Source organism: Tenacibaculum sp. 1B UA (assembly GCF_033978845.1).
In the GTDB taxonomy this organism is placed as follows: domain Bacteria; phylum Bacteroidota; class Bacteroidia; order Flavobacteriales; family Flavobacteriaceae; genus Polaribacter.
Genome location: NZ_JAKVUA010000001.1, coordinates 214148 through 228141, shown reverse-complemented (window position 1 = coordinate 228141; position 13994 = coordinate 214148). Strand labels below are relative to the sequence as shown.

The 13994-nt window shown below is 32.7% G+C and carries 17 protein-coding genes; 13 read left to right on the top strand and 4 right to left on the bottom strand.

Annotated elements, in window-relative coordinates:
- The first annotated feature begins 12 nt into the window (after window positions 1-12).
- The 12 genes from MK851_RS01135 (at window position 13) to MK851_RS01080 (ending at window position 10089) form a co-directional block, all read left to right on the top strand.
- On the top strand, window positions 13-708 hold the full coding sequence (locus MK851_RS01135; RefSeq protein WP_320240750.1) for an ABC transporter ATP-binding protein: 696 nt from the start codon (window positions 13-15) through the stop codon (window positions 706-708).
- A 94-nt stretch (window positions 709-802) separates the two neighbouring features.
- Entirely contained in the window at window positions 803-3034 is a 2232-nt protein-coding gene (locus tag MK851_RS01130) for a tetratricopeptide repeat protein (protein ID WP_320240748.1), read from the top strand.
- Between the two features lie 24 nt (window positions 3035-3058).
- Window positions 3059-3466: a bactofilin family protein gene (locus MK851_RS01125; RefSeq protein ID WP_303505972.1), complete on the top strand. Its 408-nt coding sequence runs from the start codon at window positions 3059-3061 to the stop codon at window positions 3464-3466.
- Window positions 3435-3665 (top strand): AtpZ/AtpI family protein, encoded by a 231-nt coding sequence (locus tag MK851_RS01120; RefSeq protein ID WP_303505970.1) that lies wholly within the window; start codon window positions 3435-3437, stop codon window positions 3663-3665. The genes MK851_RS01125 and MK851_RS01120 overlap by 32 nt, the downstream gene beginning before the upstream one ends.
- Complete coding sequence (locus MK851_RS01115; RefSeq protein WP_303505968.1) at window positions 3658-4038, top strand: DUF6168 family protein; 381 nt, start codon at window positions 3658-3660, stop codon at window positions 4036-4038. The genes MK851_RS01120 and MK851_RS01115 overlap by 8 nt, the downstream gene beginning before the upstream one ends.
- Before the next feature lie 124 nt (window positions 4039-4162).
- The gene (gene atpB / locus MK851_RS01110) at window positions 4163-5290 is read left to right on the top strand and encodes a F0F1 ATP synthase subunit A (protein WP_303505966.1); all 1128 of its coding nucleotides are present in this window, start codon (window positions 4163-4165) and stop codon (window positions 5288-5290) included.
- Window positions 5291-5338: 48 nt separating this feature from the next.
- Entirely contained in the window at window positions 5339-5527 is a 189-nt protein-coding gene (atpE, locus tag MK851_RS01105) for an ATP synthase F0 subunit C (RefSeq protein WP_303505964.1), read from the top strand.
- Window positions 5528-5621: 94 nt separating this feature from the next.
- Window positions 5622-6119 carry a F0F1 ATP synthase subunit B gene (locus tag MK851_RS01100; RefSeq protein WP_303505962.1) on the top strand — a complete coding sequence of 166 codons (498 nt, stop codon included), beginning with the start codon at window positions 5622-5624 and terminating at the stop codon, window positions 6117-6119.
- A 7-nt stretch (window positions 6120-6126) separates the two neighbouring features.
- Window positions 6127-6684, top strand: a complete 558-nt coding sequence (atpH, locus tag MK851_RS01095; RefSeq protein ID WP_303505960.1) for an ATP synthase F1 subunit delta — start codon at window positions 6127-6129, stop codon at window positions 6682-6684.
- Window positions 6685-6705: 21 nt separating this feature from the next.
- Entirely contained in the window at window positions 6706-8286 is a 1581-nt protein-coding gene (gene atpA, locus MK851_RS01090) for a F0F1 ATP synthase subunit alpha (protein ID WP_303505957.1), read from the top strand.
- A gap of 73 nt (window positions 8287-8359) precedes the next feature.
- On the top strand, window positions 8360-9220 hold the full coding sequence (atpG, locus tag MK851_RS01085; protein WP_320240742.1) for an ATP synthase F1 subunit gamma: 861 nt from the start codon (window positions 8360-8362) through the stop codon (window positions 9218-9220).
- A 110-nt stretch (window positions 9221-9330) separates the two neighbouring features.
- Window positions 9331-10089 (top strand): hypothetical protein, encoded by a 759-nt coding sequence (locus MK851_RS01080; RefSeq protein ID WP_320240740.1) that lies wholly within the window; start codon window positions 9331-9333, stop codon window positions 10087-10089.
- Window positions 10090-10134: 45 nt separating this feature from the next.
- On the opposite strand, the gene dxs is transcribed toward MK851_RS01080, so the two are convergent.
- Window positions 10135-11904 carry a 1-deoxy-D-xylulose-5-phosphate synthase gene (gene dxs / locus MK851_RS01075; protein ID WP_320240738.1) on the bottom strand — a complete coding sequence of 590 codons (1770 nt, stop codon included), beginning with the start codon at window positions 11902-11904 and terminating at the stop codon, window positions 10135-10137.
- 38 nt (window positions 11905-11942) lie between these two features.
- Between dxs and rsmI the strand changes: the two genes are divergently transcribed.
- The gene (gene rsmI, locus MK851_RS01070; protein WP_320240736.1) at window positions 11943-12614 is read left to right on the top strand and encodes a 16S rRNA (cytidine(1402)-2'-O)-methyltransferase; all 672 of its coding nucleotides are present in this window, start codon (window positions 11943-11945) and stop codon (window positions 12612-12614) included.
- A gap of 1 nt (window position 12615) precedes the next feature.
- Here rsmI and MK851_RS01065 read toward each other — a convergent pair whose 3' ends face one another.
- Genes MK851_RS01065 through MK851_RS01055 form a run of 3 tightly spaced genes read right to left on the bottom strand, consistent with a single transcriptional unit; the run spans window position 12616 to window position 13987 of the window.
- Window positions 12616-13137: a hypothetical protein gene (locus MK851_RS01065; protein WP_320240734.1), complete on the bottom strand. Its 522-nt coding sequence runs from the start codon at window positions 13135-13137 to the stop codon at window positions 12616-12618.
- Between the two features lie 59 nt (window positions 13138-13196).
- A complete protein-coding gene (locus MK851_RS01060; protein WP_320240732.1) occupies window positions 13197-13319 on the bottom strand; it encodes a hypothetical protein in 123 nt (40 codons plus the stop codon).
- A gap of 2 nt (window positions 13320-13321) precedes the next feature.
- Window positions 13322-13987 carry a hypothetical protein gene (locus tag MK851_RS01055; RefSeq protein ID WP_320240730.1) on the bottom strand — a complete coding sequence of 222 codons (666 nt, stop codon included), beginning with the start codon at window positions 13985-13987 and terminating at the stop codon, window positions 13322-13324.
- Window positions 13988-13994: the final 7 nt, after the last annotated feature.

Genomic DNA, 13994 nt, shown 5'->3' with positions numbered 1-13994 from the left:
AAACTAAACAAAATGATATCTATACATAATATTTCAAAAACATACGGAACCACACAAGTTTTAAACCTAGAAGAGTTGAAGATTCCTAGCGGACAATCTTTTGGGTTAGTAGGGAATAATGGAGCAGGAAAAACAACTTTGTTTAACCTGTTATTAGATTTAATTAGACCAACAACAGGAGAAATTATAAATAATGAAGTTACTGTAAACAAAAGTGAGAACTGGAAAACATTTACAGGGTCGTTTATAGATGAAACTTTTTTAATAGGATACCTAACGCCTGAAGAATATTTTGATTTTGTTGGAGATTTACGTGGAATGAATAAGGCAGATGTAAAAGGGTTCTTAGCTCAATTTGATGAGTTTTTTAATGATGAAATTTTAGGAAAGAAAAAGTATTTACGAAGTTTAAGTAAAGGAAATCAAAAGAAAGTTGGTGTTGTAGCAGCAATGATGGGAAATCCACAAGTAGTAATCTTAGACGAACCTTTTGCAAACTTAGACCCTACAACGCAAATTAGACTAAAAAAAATAATTAAAAAACTAACAGAGAATAATGATGTAACTGTGTTAGTTTCAAGCCATGATTTAAGCCATGTAACTGAGGTTTGCGAACGTATCGTAGTTTTAGATAAAGGGAACGTTGTAAAAGATATAAATACATCGCAAGAAACCCTGCAAGAATTAGAAAGCTATTTTTCTGCATAAAACAAGGTGAAAATCATCTTATAATTATTATTTTTACCTCTTTACGTACAAAAAACATAATTATTACGTTGTTGTACTGTAAAAGCAATAGTATATGAAAAAAGGGGTAAAGATAATAGTATTCAGTGTTTTAGCGGCTGTCGCGTATTCGTGTAGTGTTAAAAAGGATGCTTTTTTAAATAGAAGTTATCACGCTGTTACCACTAAATACAATGTGCTTTTTAATGGAGAGCAAGCGTATTTAAAAGGACTTGAAGAAATTCAAGAAAAACATGAAGATAATTTCTGGAAGCGTTTACAATTAGAGCCTATAACTTTTGATGAAAGTAAGCTAACAACAAAAGTACTTACTCCCGGTACAGGATTTAATACTGAAGAAGAGGAAGAAAACAAAAACCTAACCCCTTTTGAAAAAGCGGAAGAAAAAGCTATAAAAGCTGTTCAAACCCATTCGATGAATATTAATGGGTACGAAAAGAATAGCCAAATAGATGACGCTTATTTACTGTTAGGAAAGTCTAGATACTATACACAACGTTTCATTCCTGCATTAGAAGCCTTTAATTATGTGATAGTTAATTACCCTAAAGCCGATTTAAACTACGAAACAAAAATTTGGAGAGCTAAAACAAATATTCGTTTAGGTAACGAAAAAAGAGCTATAGAAACATTATCGTTATTATTAGACGTTTTAGATGAGAAAGAAAAAATAAATAAATCTGTAAAAGAGCAAGCTTATACAGCCATGGCAATGGCCTATGAACAAACAGATACTATTCAAAAAATGGTTGATTATCTAAAGTTAGCAACTACAACACATTACAACAAAGAACAATCAGCTCGAAACATGTTTGTTTTAGGACAAATTTATAGCGAACTAGATAGAAAAGATTCGGCAAGAATGGTGTTTCGAAAACTAGCAGACCATAAAAGAGCACCAGATAGGTTTCGCATTAGAGCAGATATTGAACTTGCTAAGAATACTCCGAATGACTCAACATCAATATTGATGCTAGCTAGGTTAAGAAAATTAATTAAAAATTCAGATAACCGAAAGTTCTTAAACGAATTATACTACCAGGCAGGAGTTATTCAAGAAGGAAGAAATAACCCAGAAGCAGCAGCAGAATATTACAAAAAATCTTTAGAAGCAAAACATAATAACAATTATCAAAAAACCTATGCGTATGAACGTTTAGCAAATATGGCCTTTGAAAAAGAGAATTACCTGCTAGCGGGTTTGTATTATGATAGTGTAATGCAAGTAGTTTCTAAAGAGTTTGATCAAGAAAAAAGAATCCGTAGAATTCGTAGAAAAAATAAAGGACTAACAACCTTAAGAAAATACGAAGAAACAGTAAAAAATAACGATAGTATTCTTGGTTTGGGGGCAATGACACTAGATGAAAGAACTTCTTTTTTTGAAGCATATATTGAAAAAATAAAAAAAGAAGATGAAGAAAAAAGACAACAATTACTAAATGCTCAAAACTTCGGAAACGGCTTTGGAGGTGGAGCTTCTATAAACAATAATGCAAATAAAGGAAAATGGTATTTTTACAACACGCAAGCATTAGGGTTTGGAAGGGCAGAATTTCAAAAAATATGGGGAACACGTCCTTTAGAAGATAACTGGCGATTATCAGACAAATCCATTAGCGTTGCAGATAATGTGTCAGAAGATGATAATGAAACAAAAATAAACAAGAGATATGAACTTTCAACATACCTTGATGCAGTACCTACAGATGAAAAAGTAATTAGTAGCCTTGTACAAGAGCGAAATGATGCATTATATCAATTAGGGCTAATTTATAAAGAGCAGTTTACAAATGCTAGACTAGCAATTAAAAACTTAGAACGCTTAAGAGAAGTTAGTACAGATGATAAGTTGGAGTTACCAATAAGTTACCATTTGTATCAAATATATAAAAAGGAAGGTGATGTAGCTAAAGAAAATGAGTATAAGGATGTTATCTTACAGAAATACCCAAAAACAAGTTTTGCTCAAATAATTTTAAACCCTGATAAAAAACTTGTAGAAGAAAAAAAAGAAGATGAGGTTTTAAATAAATACAAAGAAATATACTATTTATATAAAGAGAATAAGTTTGATGAAACTGTTAAAGAGATAGATAATTTTTTAACTACAATAAAAAAATCAAATTTAATCCCTAAATTCGCACTCCTAAAAGCCTTGGCTATAGGGAAATATCAAGACAAAGAGACCTATAAAAAAGCGTTAGAGTTTGTTGCGGTTAGTTATGCAACTACTCAAGAAGGTAAAAAAGCAAAAGAAATAATAGAACAATTAAATAAAGCATAAACCCACCCCTTAAATTCCCCGAATATGTTTGGTAAAGAGAGTAAAAAAACAACCGAAAACAAAGTTGCAGAAAGAAACATTATTGGAAAAAACACCAAAATAACCGGTGAAATTATCTCTGAAGGAGACTTTAGAATCGATGGTACTTTAGAAGGAACTATAGAAACTAATGGCAGAGTAATAATTGGTAGTACTGGTCTGATTAAAGGAAAAGTTGAGTGTACTAATGCAGATGTAGAAGGAGATTTTTCAGGAGAGTTATTTGTATCAAACACACTTACAGTGAAATCTTCAGCAAACATTACCGGAGATGTTATTATAGGGAAACTATCTGTGGAGCCAGGAGCCGAGTTCAATGCTACTTGTGCAATGAAAGGAGCGGTAAAAGAATTAAATAAAAATGAGCAAGGACTCAAAGAAAAAACCGCTTAATAAATACATACGATTCACAGGAATCGCACTTCAAATGGGGCTAACTATTTACTTAGGAAGTTTACTAGGTGAATGGTTAGACCAAAAATACCCGAACGATAACCAACTTTACGTAAAAATTTGTACACTTGTGGCAGTTTTCATATCAATGTATTCTGTAATTAGAGAGGTAACAAAACTAACGAACAAAGATGATTAAACGAATTATAATTTTCACCTTGGTTGTGCTAACTTTGAGTGCTTTAGGTTTTTTTTTAAATGATTTTTTTGTAGAAAAAAATGATATTAGTCTTACGTTTTCATTGTTGTCAATATACATATTCAATGCAATAGCTTCATTGGTGATTTATATATCAGTTGAAGTCGTGGTAAATTACTTGCCTAATGAAACAGGTTATTTATATCTTGGTTTAATGTTGGTAAAGTTTGGAGTATTTATATTACTATATCAGGACTCGATATTTTCTGAAACAGGTTTAACTAAGCCAGAAAAAATATCGATACTAGTTCCGATTCTTACTTTTTTATTCGTTGAAGCGGCTGGTGTTTCAAAGTTGTTGAATAATAGGTAGTTCACTGTTTTTGTAAGCCGTTAAAAGACTCAAGAAAACTAAATAAAAAAACCGTTTGTAGTTTTAATTTATTGTGTACCTTTGCACGGAAATTTAGAGACCATAATTCTATATTTAGCAAGGTATGATGATAGCAAAAAAACCTGTCTATTTTTTAACGGTACTAGCAATAGTATTTAGTTCATTTACAGCGTTCGCTGGAGGAGGGGATACAACTTCAAAATCAAAAGATGGAGGAAGAGTTAATACTAAAAGTGAAATTGATGGATACATTAAACATCACTTAGCAGATTCGCATGACTTTACACTGTTTTCGTATACAAACGATGCAGGTGAGCGTAAACATATTGGGTTTTCATTGCCAGTAATTGTTTGGACAAGTCAAGGGTTAAAAACTTTTATGTCTTCTGAATTTCACCACAACGATGACGGTCATGTTGTTGTAGAAAAAGGTGGAGTGAAGCTTGCTAAAATTCATAGTAAAATATATGAGTTAAATCGAGAGGAAACTGCGGTTGCTTTCGATGAAACTCATCACGCTACCAATGCACATAAAGTATTAGATTTTTCTATTACTAAAAGTGTGTTTGGAATGTTGTTAGTAGGTTTGTTAATGTTTTTTGGATTTAGAGGTTTGGCAAGCGGATATAAAAAGGGGCCTGTACCAACAGGTTTTGCACGTGTTCTTGAACCATTAGTGTTATACGTTAGAGACGAGATTGCACGTCCAAACATTGGAGAGAAACATTACCGAAAGTTTATGGGGTTTTTGTTAACAGTGTTTTTCTTTATCTGGGCTTTAAATTTATTAGGGTTAACCCCATTAGGGTTTAACGTAACAGGGCAAATAGCAGTTACTGTTTGTTTAGCAATGTTTACATTCTTTATCGTTCAGTTTTCAGGAAACAAAGATTATTGGAAACATATTTTTTGGATGCCAGGAGTTCCTGTTTTAATGAAAATAGTATTAGCACCTATTGAAGTATTAGGGATGTTAACAAAGCCATTCTCATTATTTGTGCGTTTATTTGCAAATATTACTGCAGGTCACTCTGTAGTAATGGGTATTGCGGCGTTAATGATATTGTTGAAAGCAAAGTTTGGAACTGCAGGAGCAACGAGTATTTCATTTTTATTAACCTTGTTTTTAACGTTGATAGAAGTTCTAGTAGCATTTTTACAAGCATATATTTTCACGATGTTATCATCGTTATTTATAGGGATGGCAGTTGAAGAACATGATCATCACTAAATAAATTAGAATTAAAATTTTGTTTAATTATATATAAATCAATTTATTATGACACTTAATTTAGTTGGAGCAGGTTTAATCGTAATCGGAGCAGGATTAGGATTAGGTAAAATCGGAGGAAGTGCAATGGAAGCTATCGCACGTCAACCAGAAGCAGCTGGTAAAATCCAAACTGCAATGATTATTATTGGAGCATTATTAGAAGGTTTAGCATTCGGTGCTTTACTTTTAGGATAGTACAAGAAAATCAAAAAAAATAATTCTTTAGCGGTTGGCTAAAGAATTATTTTTAAAAAAATTAAACAAAAACAAAAAGAATACAATAGAAACAATGGGTATATTTAATGATTTTTCAGTAGGGTTGTTTTTTATGCAGCTAGTCATTTTAGCAGTGTTAATATTTTTATTAGCAAAATTTGCTTGGAAGCCTATATTAAGCGCATTAAATGAGCGTGAAGAAGGAATCCAAAAAGCATTAGATCAAGCTGAAAATGCTCGTAAAGAAATGCAAAACTTACAAGCAGATAATGAGCGCTTATTAAAAGAAGCAAGAGCTGAGAGAGATACAATGATGAAAGAGGCTCGTGAGATTAAAGATAAAATTATTGCTGATGCAAAGCAAGAAGCTGAGGAGCAAACTTCTACTATGGTAGAGAATGCTAAGGCTACCATTAAGCAAGAGCAACAAGCAGCAATTGCTGAGTTAAAGAAAAAAGTAGGTGATTTATCTATCGAGATAGCTCAAAAGGTTGTAAGAAAAGAATTAGCTTCACAAGATGATCAATTAAAGCTTGTGGAAGGAATGTTAGAAGAGGTTATTTTAAACTAATCAGCAGATGAAAGAAGCAAGAGCAGCATTACGTTACGCAAAGGCAGTTTTAAACTTAGCTAAAGATTCAGGAAATGAAACTTTAGTAAACGATAACATGAAGTTAATCGTTGATACAATTGCTGAAAGCGCTGATTTAGATCTTATGCTTAAAAGTCCTGTAATTAAAGCTGCAGATAAACGTAAAGTTTTAAATGCACTTTTTGGTGATAAAGTAGATAATATAGTAAAAGGATTATTTAACTTATTAGAGGAAAATAAGCGTATGGTAATGTTAGAGCCTATTGCTAAGCAGTACGCTGTTATATACGATTACCACAAAAACATTAACGTTGCTAGAGTTACTACAGCAGTAGCTTTAACAAAAGCATTAGAAGATAAAATACAAGCTAAAATTGTAGCCCTTACAGGAAACAATGCGAGTATTGAAAATATAGTAAATCCTGATATTTTAGGAGGATTTATCTTACGTGTTGGAGATGTGCAGTACGATGCAAGTATTTCTAACCAATTTAATGAGTTAAGGAGAGAGTTTGACAACAGTCATTACATTCCAAAAATTTAATTATACATCAAAAGAAATAAGATGGCAGCAATTAAACCAGCTGAAGTATCAGCAATTTTAAAGGAACAATTAACAAATTTTGAGTCTAAGGCTTCATTAAACGAAGTAGGGACTGTATTACAAGTAGGTGATGGTATTGCACGTGTTTATGGGTTATCTAACGTACAATACGGAGAATTAGTAGAGTTCGATAACGGGTTAGAAGGTATCGTATTAAACTTAGAAGAAGATAATGCAGGTGTTGTATTATTAGGAGCTTCTACTTCAGTAAGAGAAGGATCTACTGTAAAGCGTACAGAAAGAATTGCTTCTTTAAAAGCTGGAGAAGGAATTGTAGGACGTGTTGTAAATACATTAGGACAACCAATTGATGGTAAAGGACCAATTCAAGGTGAAACTTTTGAAATGCCATTAGAGCGTAAAGCACCAGGAGTTATTTTCCGTGAGCCTGTAACAGAGCCAATGCAAACAGGTATCAAATCTATCGATGCAATGATTCCAGTAGGACGTGGTCAACGTGAGTTAATCATTGGAGACCGTCAAACAGGTAAATCAACTGTTGCTATTGATACTATCTTAAATCAAAAAGAATTTTATGATGCAGGACAACCAGTGTACTGTATCTACGTAGCTATCGGTCAAAAAGCTTCAACAGTAGCAGCAATTGCTAACATGTTAGAAGAAAAAGGAGCGTTAGCTTATACAACTATTGTTGCTGCAAATGCATCTGACCCTGCGCCAATGCAGGTATATGCACCATTTGCAGGAGCTGCAATTGGAGAATATTTCCGTGATACTGGTAGACCAGCTTTAATTGTTTATGATGATTTATCAAAACAAGCAGTAGCGTATCGTGAGGTATCATTATTATTAAGAAGACCACCAGGACGTGAGGCTTACCCAGGGGATGTATTCTACTTACACTCAAGATTATTAGAGCGTGCTGCAAAAGTTATTAATGATGATGCAATTGCTGCTGAAATGAACGATTTACCAGCTTCATTAAAAGGTAAAGTAAAAGGTGGAGGATCTTTAACAGCATTGCCAATTATTGAAACTCAAGCAGGAGACGTTTCAGCATATATTCCTACAAACGTAATTTCGATTACTGATGGACAGATCTTCTTAGAGTCTGATTTATTCAACTCGGGTGTTCGTCCAGCGATTAACGTAGGTATTTCGGTATCACGTGTAGGAGGAAATGCCCAGATTAAATCAATGAAGAAAGTATCAGGTACTTTAAAATTAGATCAAGCCCAATATCGTGAATTAGAAGCTTTCGCTAAGTTTGGTTCTGATTTAGATGCTGCTACCTTAAATGTAATTGAAAAAGGTAAGCGTAATGTTGAGATCTTAAAGCAAGCTCAAAACGATCCTTATACTGTAGAAGATCAGGTGGCTATCATCTATGCAGGTTCTAAAAACTTGTTAAAAGATGTACCTGTAAACAAGGTGAAAGAATTCGAAAAAGATTATTTAGAGTATTTAAATGCTAAGCACAGAGATACTTTAGATACTTTAAAAGCAGGAAAGTTAACTGATGAAGTAATTGATACTTTAAGAGACGCTGCTAAAGAAGTTTCAGCTAAATTTTCAGCTTAATAAAAGACTTTAGTATTGAGTATTGAGATGAAACTTCTCAATACTCAGTGCTCAATACTAAATACTACAAAGTATGGCAAACTTAAAAGAAATACGTAACAGAATTACTTCGATCAAATCAACAATGCAGATTACCTCTGCCATGAAAATGGTGTCGGCTGCAAAGTTGAAAAAAGCTCAAGATGCAATCACAGCAATGCGCCCATATTCATCTAAGCTTACCGAATTATTACAAAGCTTAAGTGCTACGTTAGATAGTGATGCAGGTGGAGTGTATTCAACAGAAAGAGAAGTAAACAAAGTATTGTTAGTTACTATAACCTCTAACAGAGGTTTATGTGGAGGTTTTAACTCATCTATTATTAAAGAAACAGTTAAAACTATTAATGAGAAATATAACGATGCTACTGTTGATTTATTAACGATTGGTAAAAAAGGAAATGATATTTTATCAAAAGAATATACAGTTATTGAAAATAGAAGTAATATTTTTGATGACTTAACTTTTGATAATGTTGCTGAAGTTGCTGAACAGTTAATGAATTTATTTGTTGATGGTTCTTATGATAAAATAGAAATCATATACAACAGATTTAAAAATGCAGCAACTCAAATACCACAAGTAGAGCAATTTTTGCCAATTCAACCTGTAGAAGGAGAAGCAAATGTTAATTTAGATTACATTTTTGAGCCTTCTAAAGAGGAGATTATTTTAGAATTAATTCCTAAGTCATTAAAAACACAATTATACAAAGCAATTCGTGATTCATTTGCTGCCGAACACGGTGCTCGTATGACTGCAATGCACAAAGCAACTGATAATGCAACGGAATTACGTGATGATTTATTATTAACGTATAACAAAGCACGTCAAGCTGCTATTACAAACGAAATTTTAGAGATCGTTGGAGGAGCAGAAGCTTTAAATAATTAAGAAAAGAGAATATCTCAAAATATTTTGAGAGCATAAAAAAGAAAAGCGAACCAAATTGGTTCGCTTTTTTTTATTTACTATTTTAGAGGCAGTTTAACCAAAAAAATATTATGAAAACGAATTTTAAAAACTTCGCATTTATTGTCTTATCTTCTATTTTTATTTTTTCATGTCAAACAGAAGATTCTATAGATGATATGTCACCAAAAATTGAAATAGAAAAATCAAAAGATGAAAGTAATTTAGCTTCTAGGAGTGGGGGATGCTCTTATATAGGTGTAGATAAAGAGAGTGAATTATACAGAGGGGAGTATAGAACTTATACAGTTGCCGAAAACTATTCTTCTTATCAATGGTCGATAGATAGCGGTAGTAATGTCCAAATAATTGGAGCTTCTAATCAAAAATCAGTTACATTATATTTTAGCCAAGGATTCAATCAAGCAGTGATTAAAGTGTTGTTTGGAAATTGTGATGAAAGACTTACTTTAACTGATTCACGTTTTGATTGTGATTGTAATGTTTATCCTACTCCACCTTTATCATACCCTGTTTATTCAACTTTTGGGACTCCAGTACCCAATAATTATGAGAAAGATAGATTAGGGAGTAATTATATTTGTACAACAACAATAGCTAATGAGTTATCAGTTCCTATTGAAAGGTGTGCAAGTTATAATTGGTCTATAGAACCAGCAGGCAATTTAGGAAAAATTTTCCCTTCACATAATTCAGCAATTGTGGCAGTTACCCAACCAGGTAGATATATAGTTACATTAACAACAACTAATGTCGTGGGCTCTAGAGTAGAAAAATTTATACTGTATGCAGAAGACTGCGATGGAGGTATAGGTCCAGGAGGTTTCTAAATTTACATAACAATAAAAGGCGAACCAATTTGGTTCGCTTTTCTTTTATAGAAGACTCTGAATTGTTTTTTTAATTGAATTAACACCAATTCCACATACTTCTTGTAATTGTTGAATCGTACCGTGATGAATAAACTCATCAGGAATTCCTAATAGTTTAACATTTCCTTGGTAATTTACTTCGGAAGCATATTCTAGTATTTCACTTCCAAATCCACCTTTGATAGCGCCGTCTTCAACAGTGATAATAGTATCAACTTTTTTGAAAATAGTGTCTAAAAGTTGTTTGTCTAAAGGTTTTACAAAGCGTAGGTCGTAATGTGCAACCGATTCGTTGTTTTCAAGCTGATTTATTGCTTCTGAGACATTTTCAGCTATTGTTCCGATAGATAACACTGCTATTTGACTTCCTTCTTTTAAACAAACTCCTTTCCCTATTTCCATGATTTCAAAAGGAAGTTGCCATTGTTCTAATTTTCCTTTCCCTCTTGGATAACGAATCGCAATTGGATGCTCTAATCCTTGTTGAGCGATAAACATTATGTTACGTAGCTCTATTTCGTTACGAGGGGCAAATACAATTAGGTTGGGTATGCAACGTAAATATGCTAAATCAAAAACTCCGTGATGTGTTGCTCCGTCTTCACCTACCAATCCTGCTCTATCTAAGCAGAAAATTACAGGTAAGCTCTGTAAAGCAACATCGTGAATTATTTGGTCGTAAGCTCGTTGTAAAAAGGTAGAATATATGTTACAAAAAGGAACTAGTCCTTGAGTTGCCATACCAGCAGCTAAGGTTACAGCATGTTGTTCAGCAATACCTACATCAAATGTTCTATCAGGAAACTCTTGCATCATAAATTTTAAGGAACTCCCAGTTAACATAGCGGGCGTAATTCCTACAATTTTTTCATTTTGCTTCGCTAGTTCAACAATTGTTTTTCCAAAAACATCTTGAAATTTAGTGTATTTACTTGCTTCTTTAGGTAGTACATCGCCAGAAATTTTATCAAATTTACCAGGAGCATGATATCTTACTTGGTCTTGTTCTGCTTGTCGTAGTCCTTTTCCTTTGGTAGTAATTACATGTAAAAACTTAGGGCCTTGAACGTTTTTTAATCGATCTAATTCACGTAATAATTCTTCAAAATTATGTCCATCAATTGGTCCCGAGTAATCAAAGTTAAGAGCTTCAAAAATATTATGTTGCTCAATTTCTAATCTAGGTGATTTAATCTTAGTTAAATAATCTTTTAATGCACCTACCGATGGGTCAATACCAATCGCATTATCATTCAGAATAACCAACAAATTAGCATTGGTGTCTCCTGCGTGATTTAAGGCTTCAAAAGCCATTCCACTTGCGATAGAGGCATCACCAATTACTGCGATATGGTGTTTTTCAATATCTTGTAATTTTGAGGCGATTGCCATTCCTAAAGCTGCTGAAATAGCAGTAGAGGAGTGCCCCACGCCAAAAGTGTCGTATTCACTTTCAGAACGTTTTGGAAAACCAGAAATCCCATCAAGCTGACGATTGGTGTGAAAAACGTCTTTTCTTCCTGTTAAAATTTTATGTCCGTAAGCTTGATGCCCAACGTCCCAAACCAATAAATCGTTAGGAGTATCAAACAAATAATGAAGTGCAATGGTAAGTTCAACCACTCCTAAACTTGCACCTAAATGTCCTTCTTTTGTGGAAACCACATCAATAATAAATTCACGCAATTCTTTCGCTAATTGCGGAAAATTTTCAGGATTAAGTTGTCTAATATCCGAAGGAAAATCAATATTTTTTAACAGCTTTTTTGGCATAGGACAAATGTAAGAAAACTTTGTTGTAGCTTTGTTGTATGAGTAAATTGTATTTGGTACCTACACCGATTGGGAATTTAGAAGATATTACGCTAAGAGCACTGAATATTTTAAAAGAAGTAGATTATATTTTAGCGGAAGATACGCGTACCAGTGGAAAACTGCTAAAGCATTTTGATATTGCTACACCTATGCAGTCACATCATATGCACAACGAACACAAAACAGTGGATACCATTGTAAAACGTATGCAAAGTGGTGAAACGTTTGCACTGATTTCTGACGCTGGAACCCCTGCTATTTCCGATCCTGGTTTTTTATTAACCAGAGCATGTGTACAACATGGTGTTGATGTAGAGTGTTTACCAGGAGCTACTGCGTTTGTTCCAGCTTTGGTGAATTCGGGGTTACCGAATGATAAATTTGTTTTTGAAGGTTTTTTACCTGTAAAAAAAGGACGTCAAACACGGTTAAAATCCTTAGCAGAAGAAACACGTACGATGATTTTTTATGAGAGTCCACACAAGTTATTGAAAACACTTACAAGTTTTGTGGAGTATTTTGGAGAGGACAGACAACTATCGGTCTCTAGAGAATTGACAAAACTGTTTGAAGAAACCAAACGAGGAAGTGTAAAAGAAGTGCTAGCATATTATACTGAAAAGCCACCTAAAGGCGAGATAGTAGTTGTAGTTGATGGGAAAAAGTAAATTAGATTGCTGTAGGGTTCACTAACCTGTATTCTGGGTAATGTTCTTCTAATAGTTTTTCTGCTTTTTTAGGGATAACTACAAGTGTAATGTAGGAATATATAATAGTTAAAGTTAATACTAAGGATATAAGTAAAGCTCCAACATGAGAAGGGTTTTTTTCGATATGATTAAATAATTGAGGTAGGTTAGAAGCTACCATTGCACCTCCAAAAGATGCCACATTAAAAATATAATCTTCAAGCATCCATTTTTTATTGTTTTTTCTAGTTCTTTTATTGAACTCTTTTTTCAATTTGGTTACAAAATAAAGGTCAAGGACAGCTAAAGTAAATAGAGAAAACCCGACTACATAAATTCCAACTGAAACTTGCATGAAATAATAAAAGAGTAGAAAAATACTTGTTGTGAATATTATTTTAGGAAGTTTAAACCATTCTTTTACATACTTCCAGAGTACTTTTCTATATTTTTTTCCAAGTTGTTTTTGCTTTTCCTCAACAACATCCATAAACCCGAACACACCAAATTTTTTAAAAGATTTGTCACGTGCTTGTTTAAAAGTAAGTGTTGGCTTTTTTTTTAAATTTGCTCTATATCGTTGGCTAGATGATCTACTAATTCGGTTTGCACGTCGTAATGTTCTACATAATGTTGACGTGTAAACTTGTAGAGTTGCTCTATATGTTGGTCGGTTAGTTTCATAGTTACTGAATTAAATACTTGTATTTATTTTCAATAAAATCTTTTTTATCTAGAAAACTTTGAGAGAGTAAGTAGTTAAAAATAAAAGCTACTAAATAAATATATATAGCACTTTTTTGATAATTACCATTATAAAAAATATTGAAAAAATTCGGAAGATTAAGAGGGACTATAATAAGCAATGAGCTAATAAAAGAATAGGTTTTTACAAATTTAAGAGTTTTATGTTTTTTTGTGAATTTATACGTTATAAATGAAGTGTATAAGAGATTTAGTATTAAAGAACTAAAAATTAAAATTGAAGTTCCTTTAACATATTTTGAGCCAAAAAAGAAGCAAAAAAATGAAAGCAAAATTATTGCTAGCATGTTTTTAGGTAGCATAGCTTTTTTAAGAATGTCTTTTAAAATTGTTTTAGTGTAGTACCAATGCAATCTTTTAGTTTGTTTCTTATACCGGTTTTTAAAAGCTTTTTTTCTACTCAACATATATTTTATAAAAGGGACTTGAAAACCTCTCCCTTTAAAAAAAGCATTAGTATCTTGAATATTATTTTCAATTTCAGTAGCAATATGATCTACCATTTCAAAACGAATATCTATATACTCAATTCCTATTCCTTCTAAAAAAAGGTCTATTTTTTTAATTTGTTCTTTTGTTAATTCCATAGCTAAT

What these genes read in the sequence shown, in the direction of transcription:
- MK851_RS01135 (WP_320240750.1), top strand. Translation starts at nt 13, where the DNA reads ATGATATCTATACATAATATTTCAAAAACATACGGAACCACACAAGTT.
- MK851_RS01060 (WP_320240732.1), bottom strand. Translation starts at nt 13,319, where the DNA reads ATGAAACTAACCGACCAACATATAGAGCAACTCTACAAGTTTACACGT.
- MK851_RS01130 (WP_320240748.1), top strand. Translation starts at nt 803, where the DNA reads ATGAAAAAAGGGGTAAAGATAATAGTATTCAGTGTTTTAGCGGCTGTC.
- atpG (WP_320240742.1), top strand. Translation starts at nt 8,360, where the DNA reads ATGGCAAACTTAAAAGAAATACGTAACAGAATTACTTCGATCAAATCA.
- atpB (WP_303505966.1), top strand. Translation starts at nt 4,163, where the DNA reads ATGATGATAGCAAAAAAACCTGTCTATTTTTTAACGGTACTAGCAATA.
- MK851_RS01115 (WP_303505968.1), top strand. Translation starts at nt 3,658, where the DNA reads ATGATTAAACGAATTATAATTTTCACCTTGGTTGTGCTAACTTTGAGT.
- MK851_RS01080 (WP_320240740.1), top strand. Translation starts at nt 9,331, where the DNA reads ATGAAAACGAATTTTAAAAACTTCGCATTTATTGTCTTATCTTCTATT.
- atpH (WP_303505960.1), top strand. Translation starts at nt 6,127, where the DNA reads ATGAAAGAAGCAAGAGCAGCATTACGTTACGCAAAGGCAGTTTTAAAC.
- MK851_RS01125 (WP_303505972.1), top strand. Translation starts at nt 3,059, where the DNA reads ATGTTTGGTAAAGAGAGTAAAAAAACAACCGAAAACAAAGTTGCAGAA.
- atpA (WP_303505957.1), top strand. Translation starts at nt 6,706, where the DNA reads ATGGCAGCAATTAAACCAGCTGAAGTATCAGCAATTTTAAAGGAACAA.
- MK851_RS01100 (WP_303505962.1), top strand. Translation starts at nt 5,622, where the DNA reads ATGGGTATATTTAATGATTTTTCAGTAGGGTTGTTTTTTATGCAGCTA.
- rsmI (WP_320240736.1), top strand. Translation starts at nt 11,943, where the DNA reads ATGAGTAAATTGTATTTGGTACCTACACCGATTGGGAATTTAGAAGAT.
- dxs (WP_320240738.1), bottom strand. Translation starts at nt 11,904, where the DNA reads ATGCCAAAAAAGCTGTTAAAAAATATTGATTTTCCTTCGGATATTAGA.
- MK851_RS01120 (WP_303505970.1), top strand. Translation starts at nt 3,435, where the DNA reads ATGAGCAAGGACTCAAAGAAAAAACCGCTTAATAAATACATACGATTC.
- atpE (WP_303505964.1), top strand. Translation starts at nt 5,339, where the DNA reads ATGACACTTAATTTAGTTGGAGCAGGTTTAATCGTAATCGGAGCAGGA.
- MK851_RS01055 (WP_320240730.1), bottom strand. Translation starts at nt 13,987, where the DNA reads ATGGAATTAACAAAAGAACAAATTAAAAAAATAGACCTTTTTTTAGAA.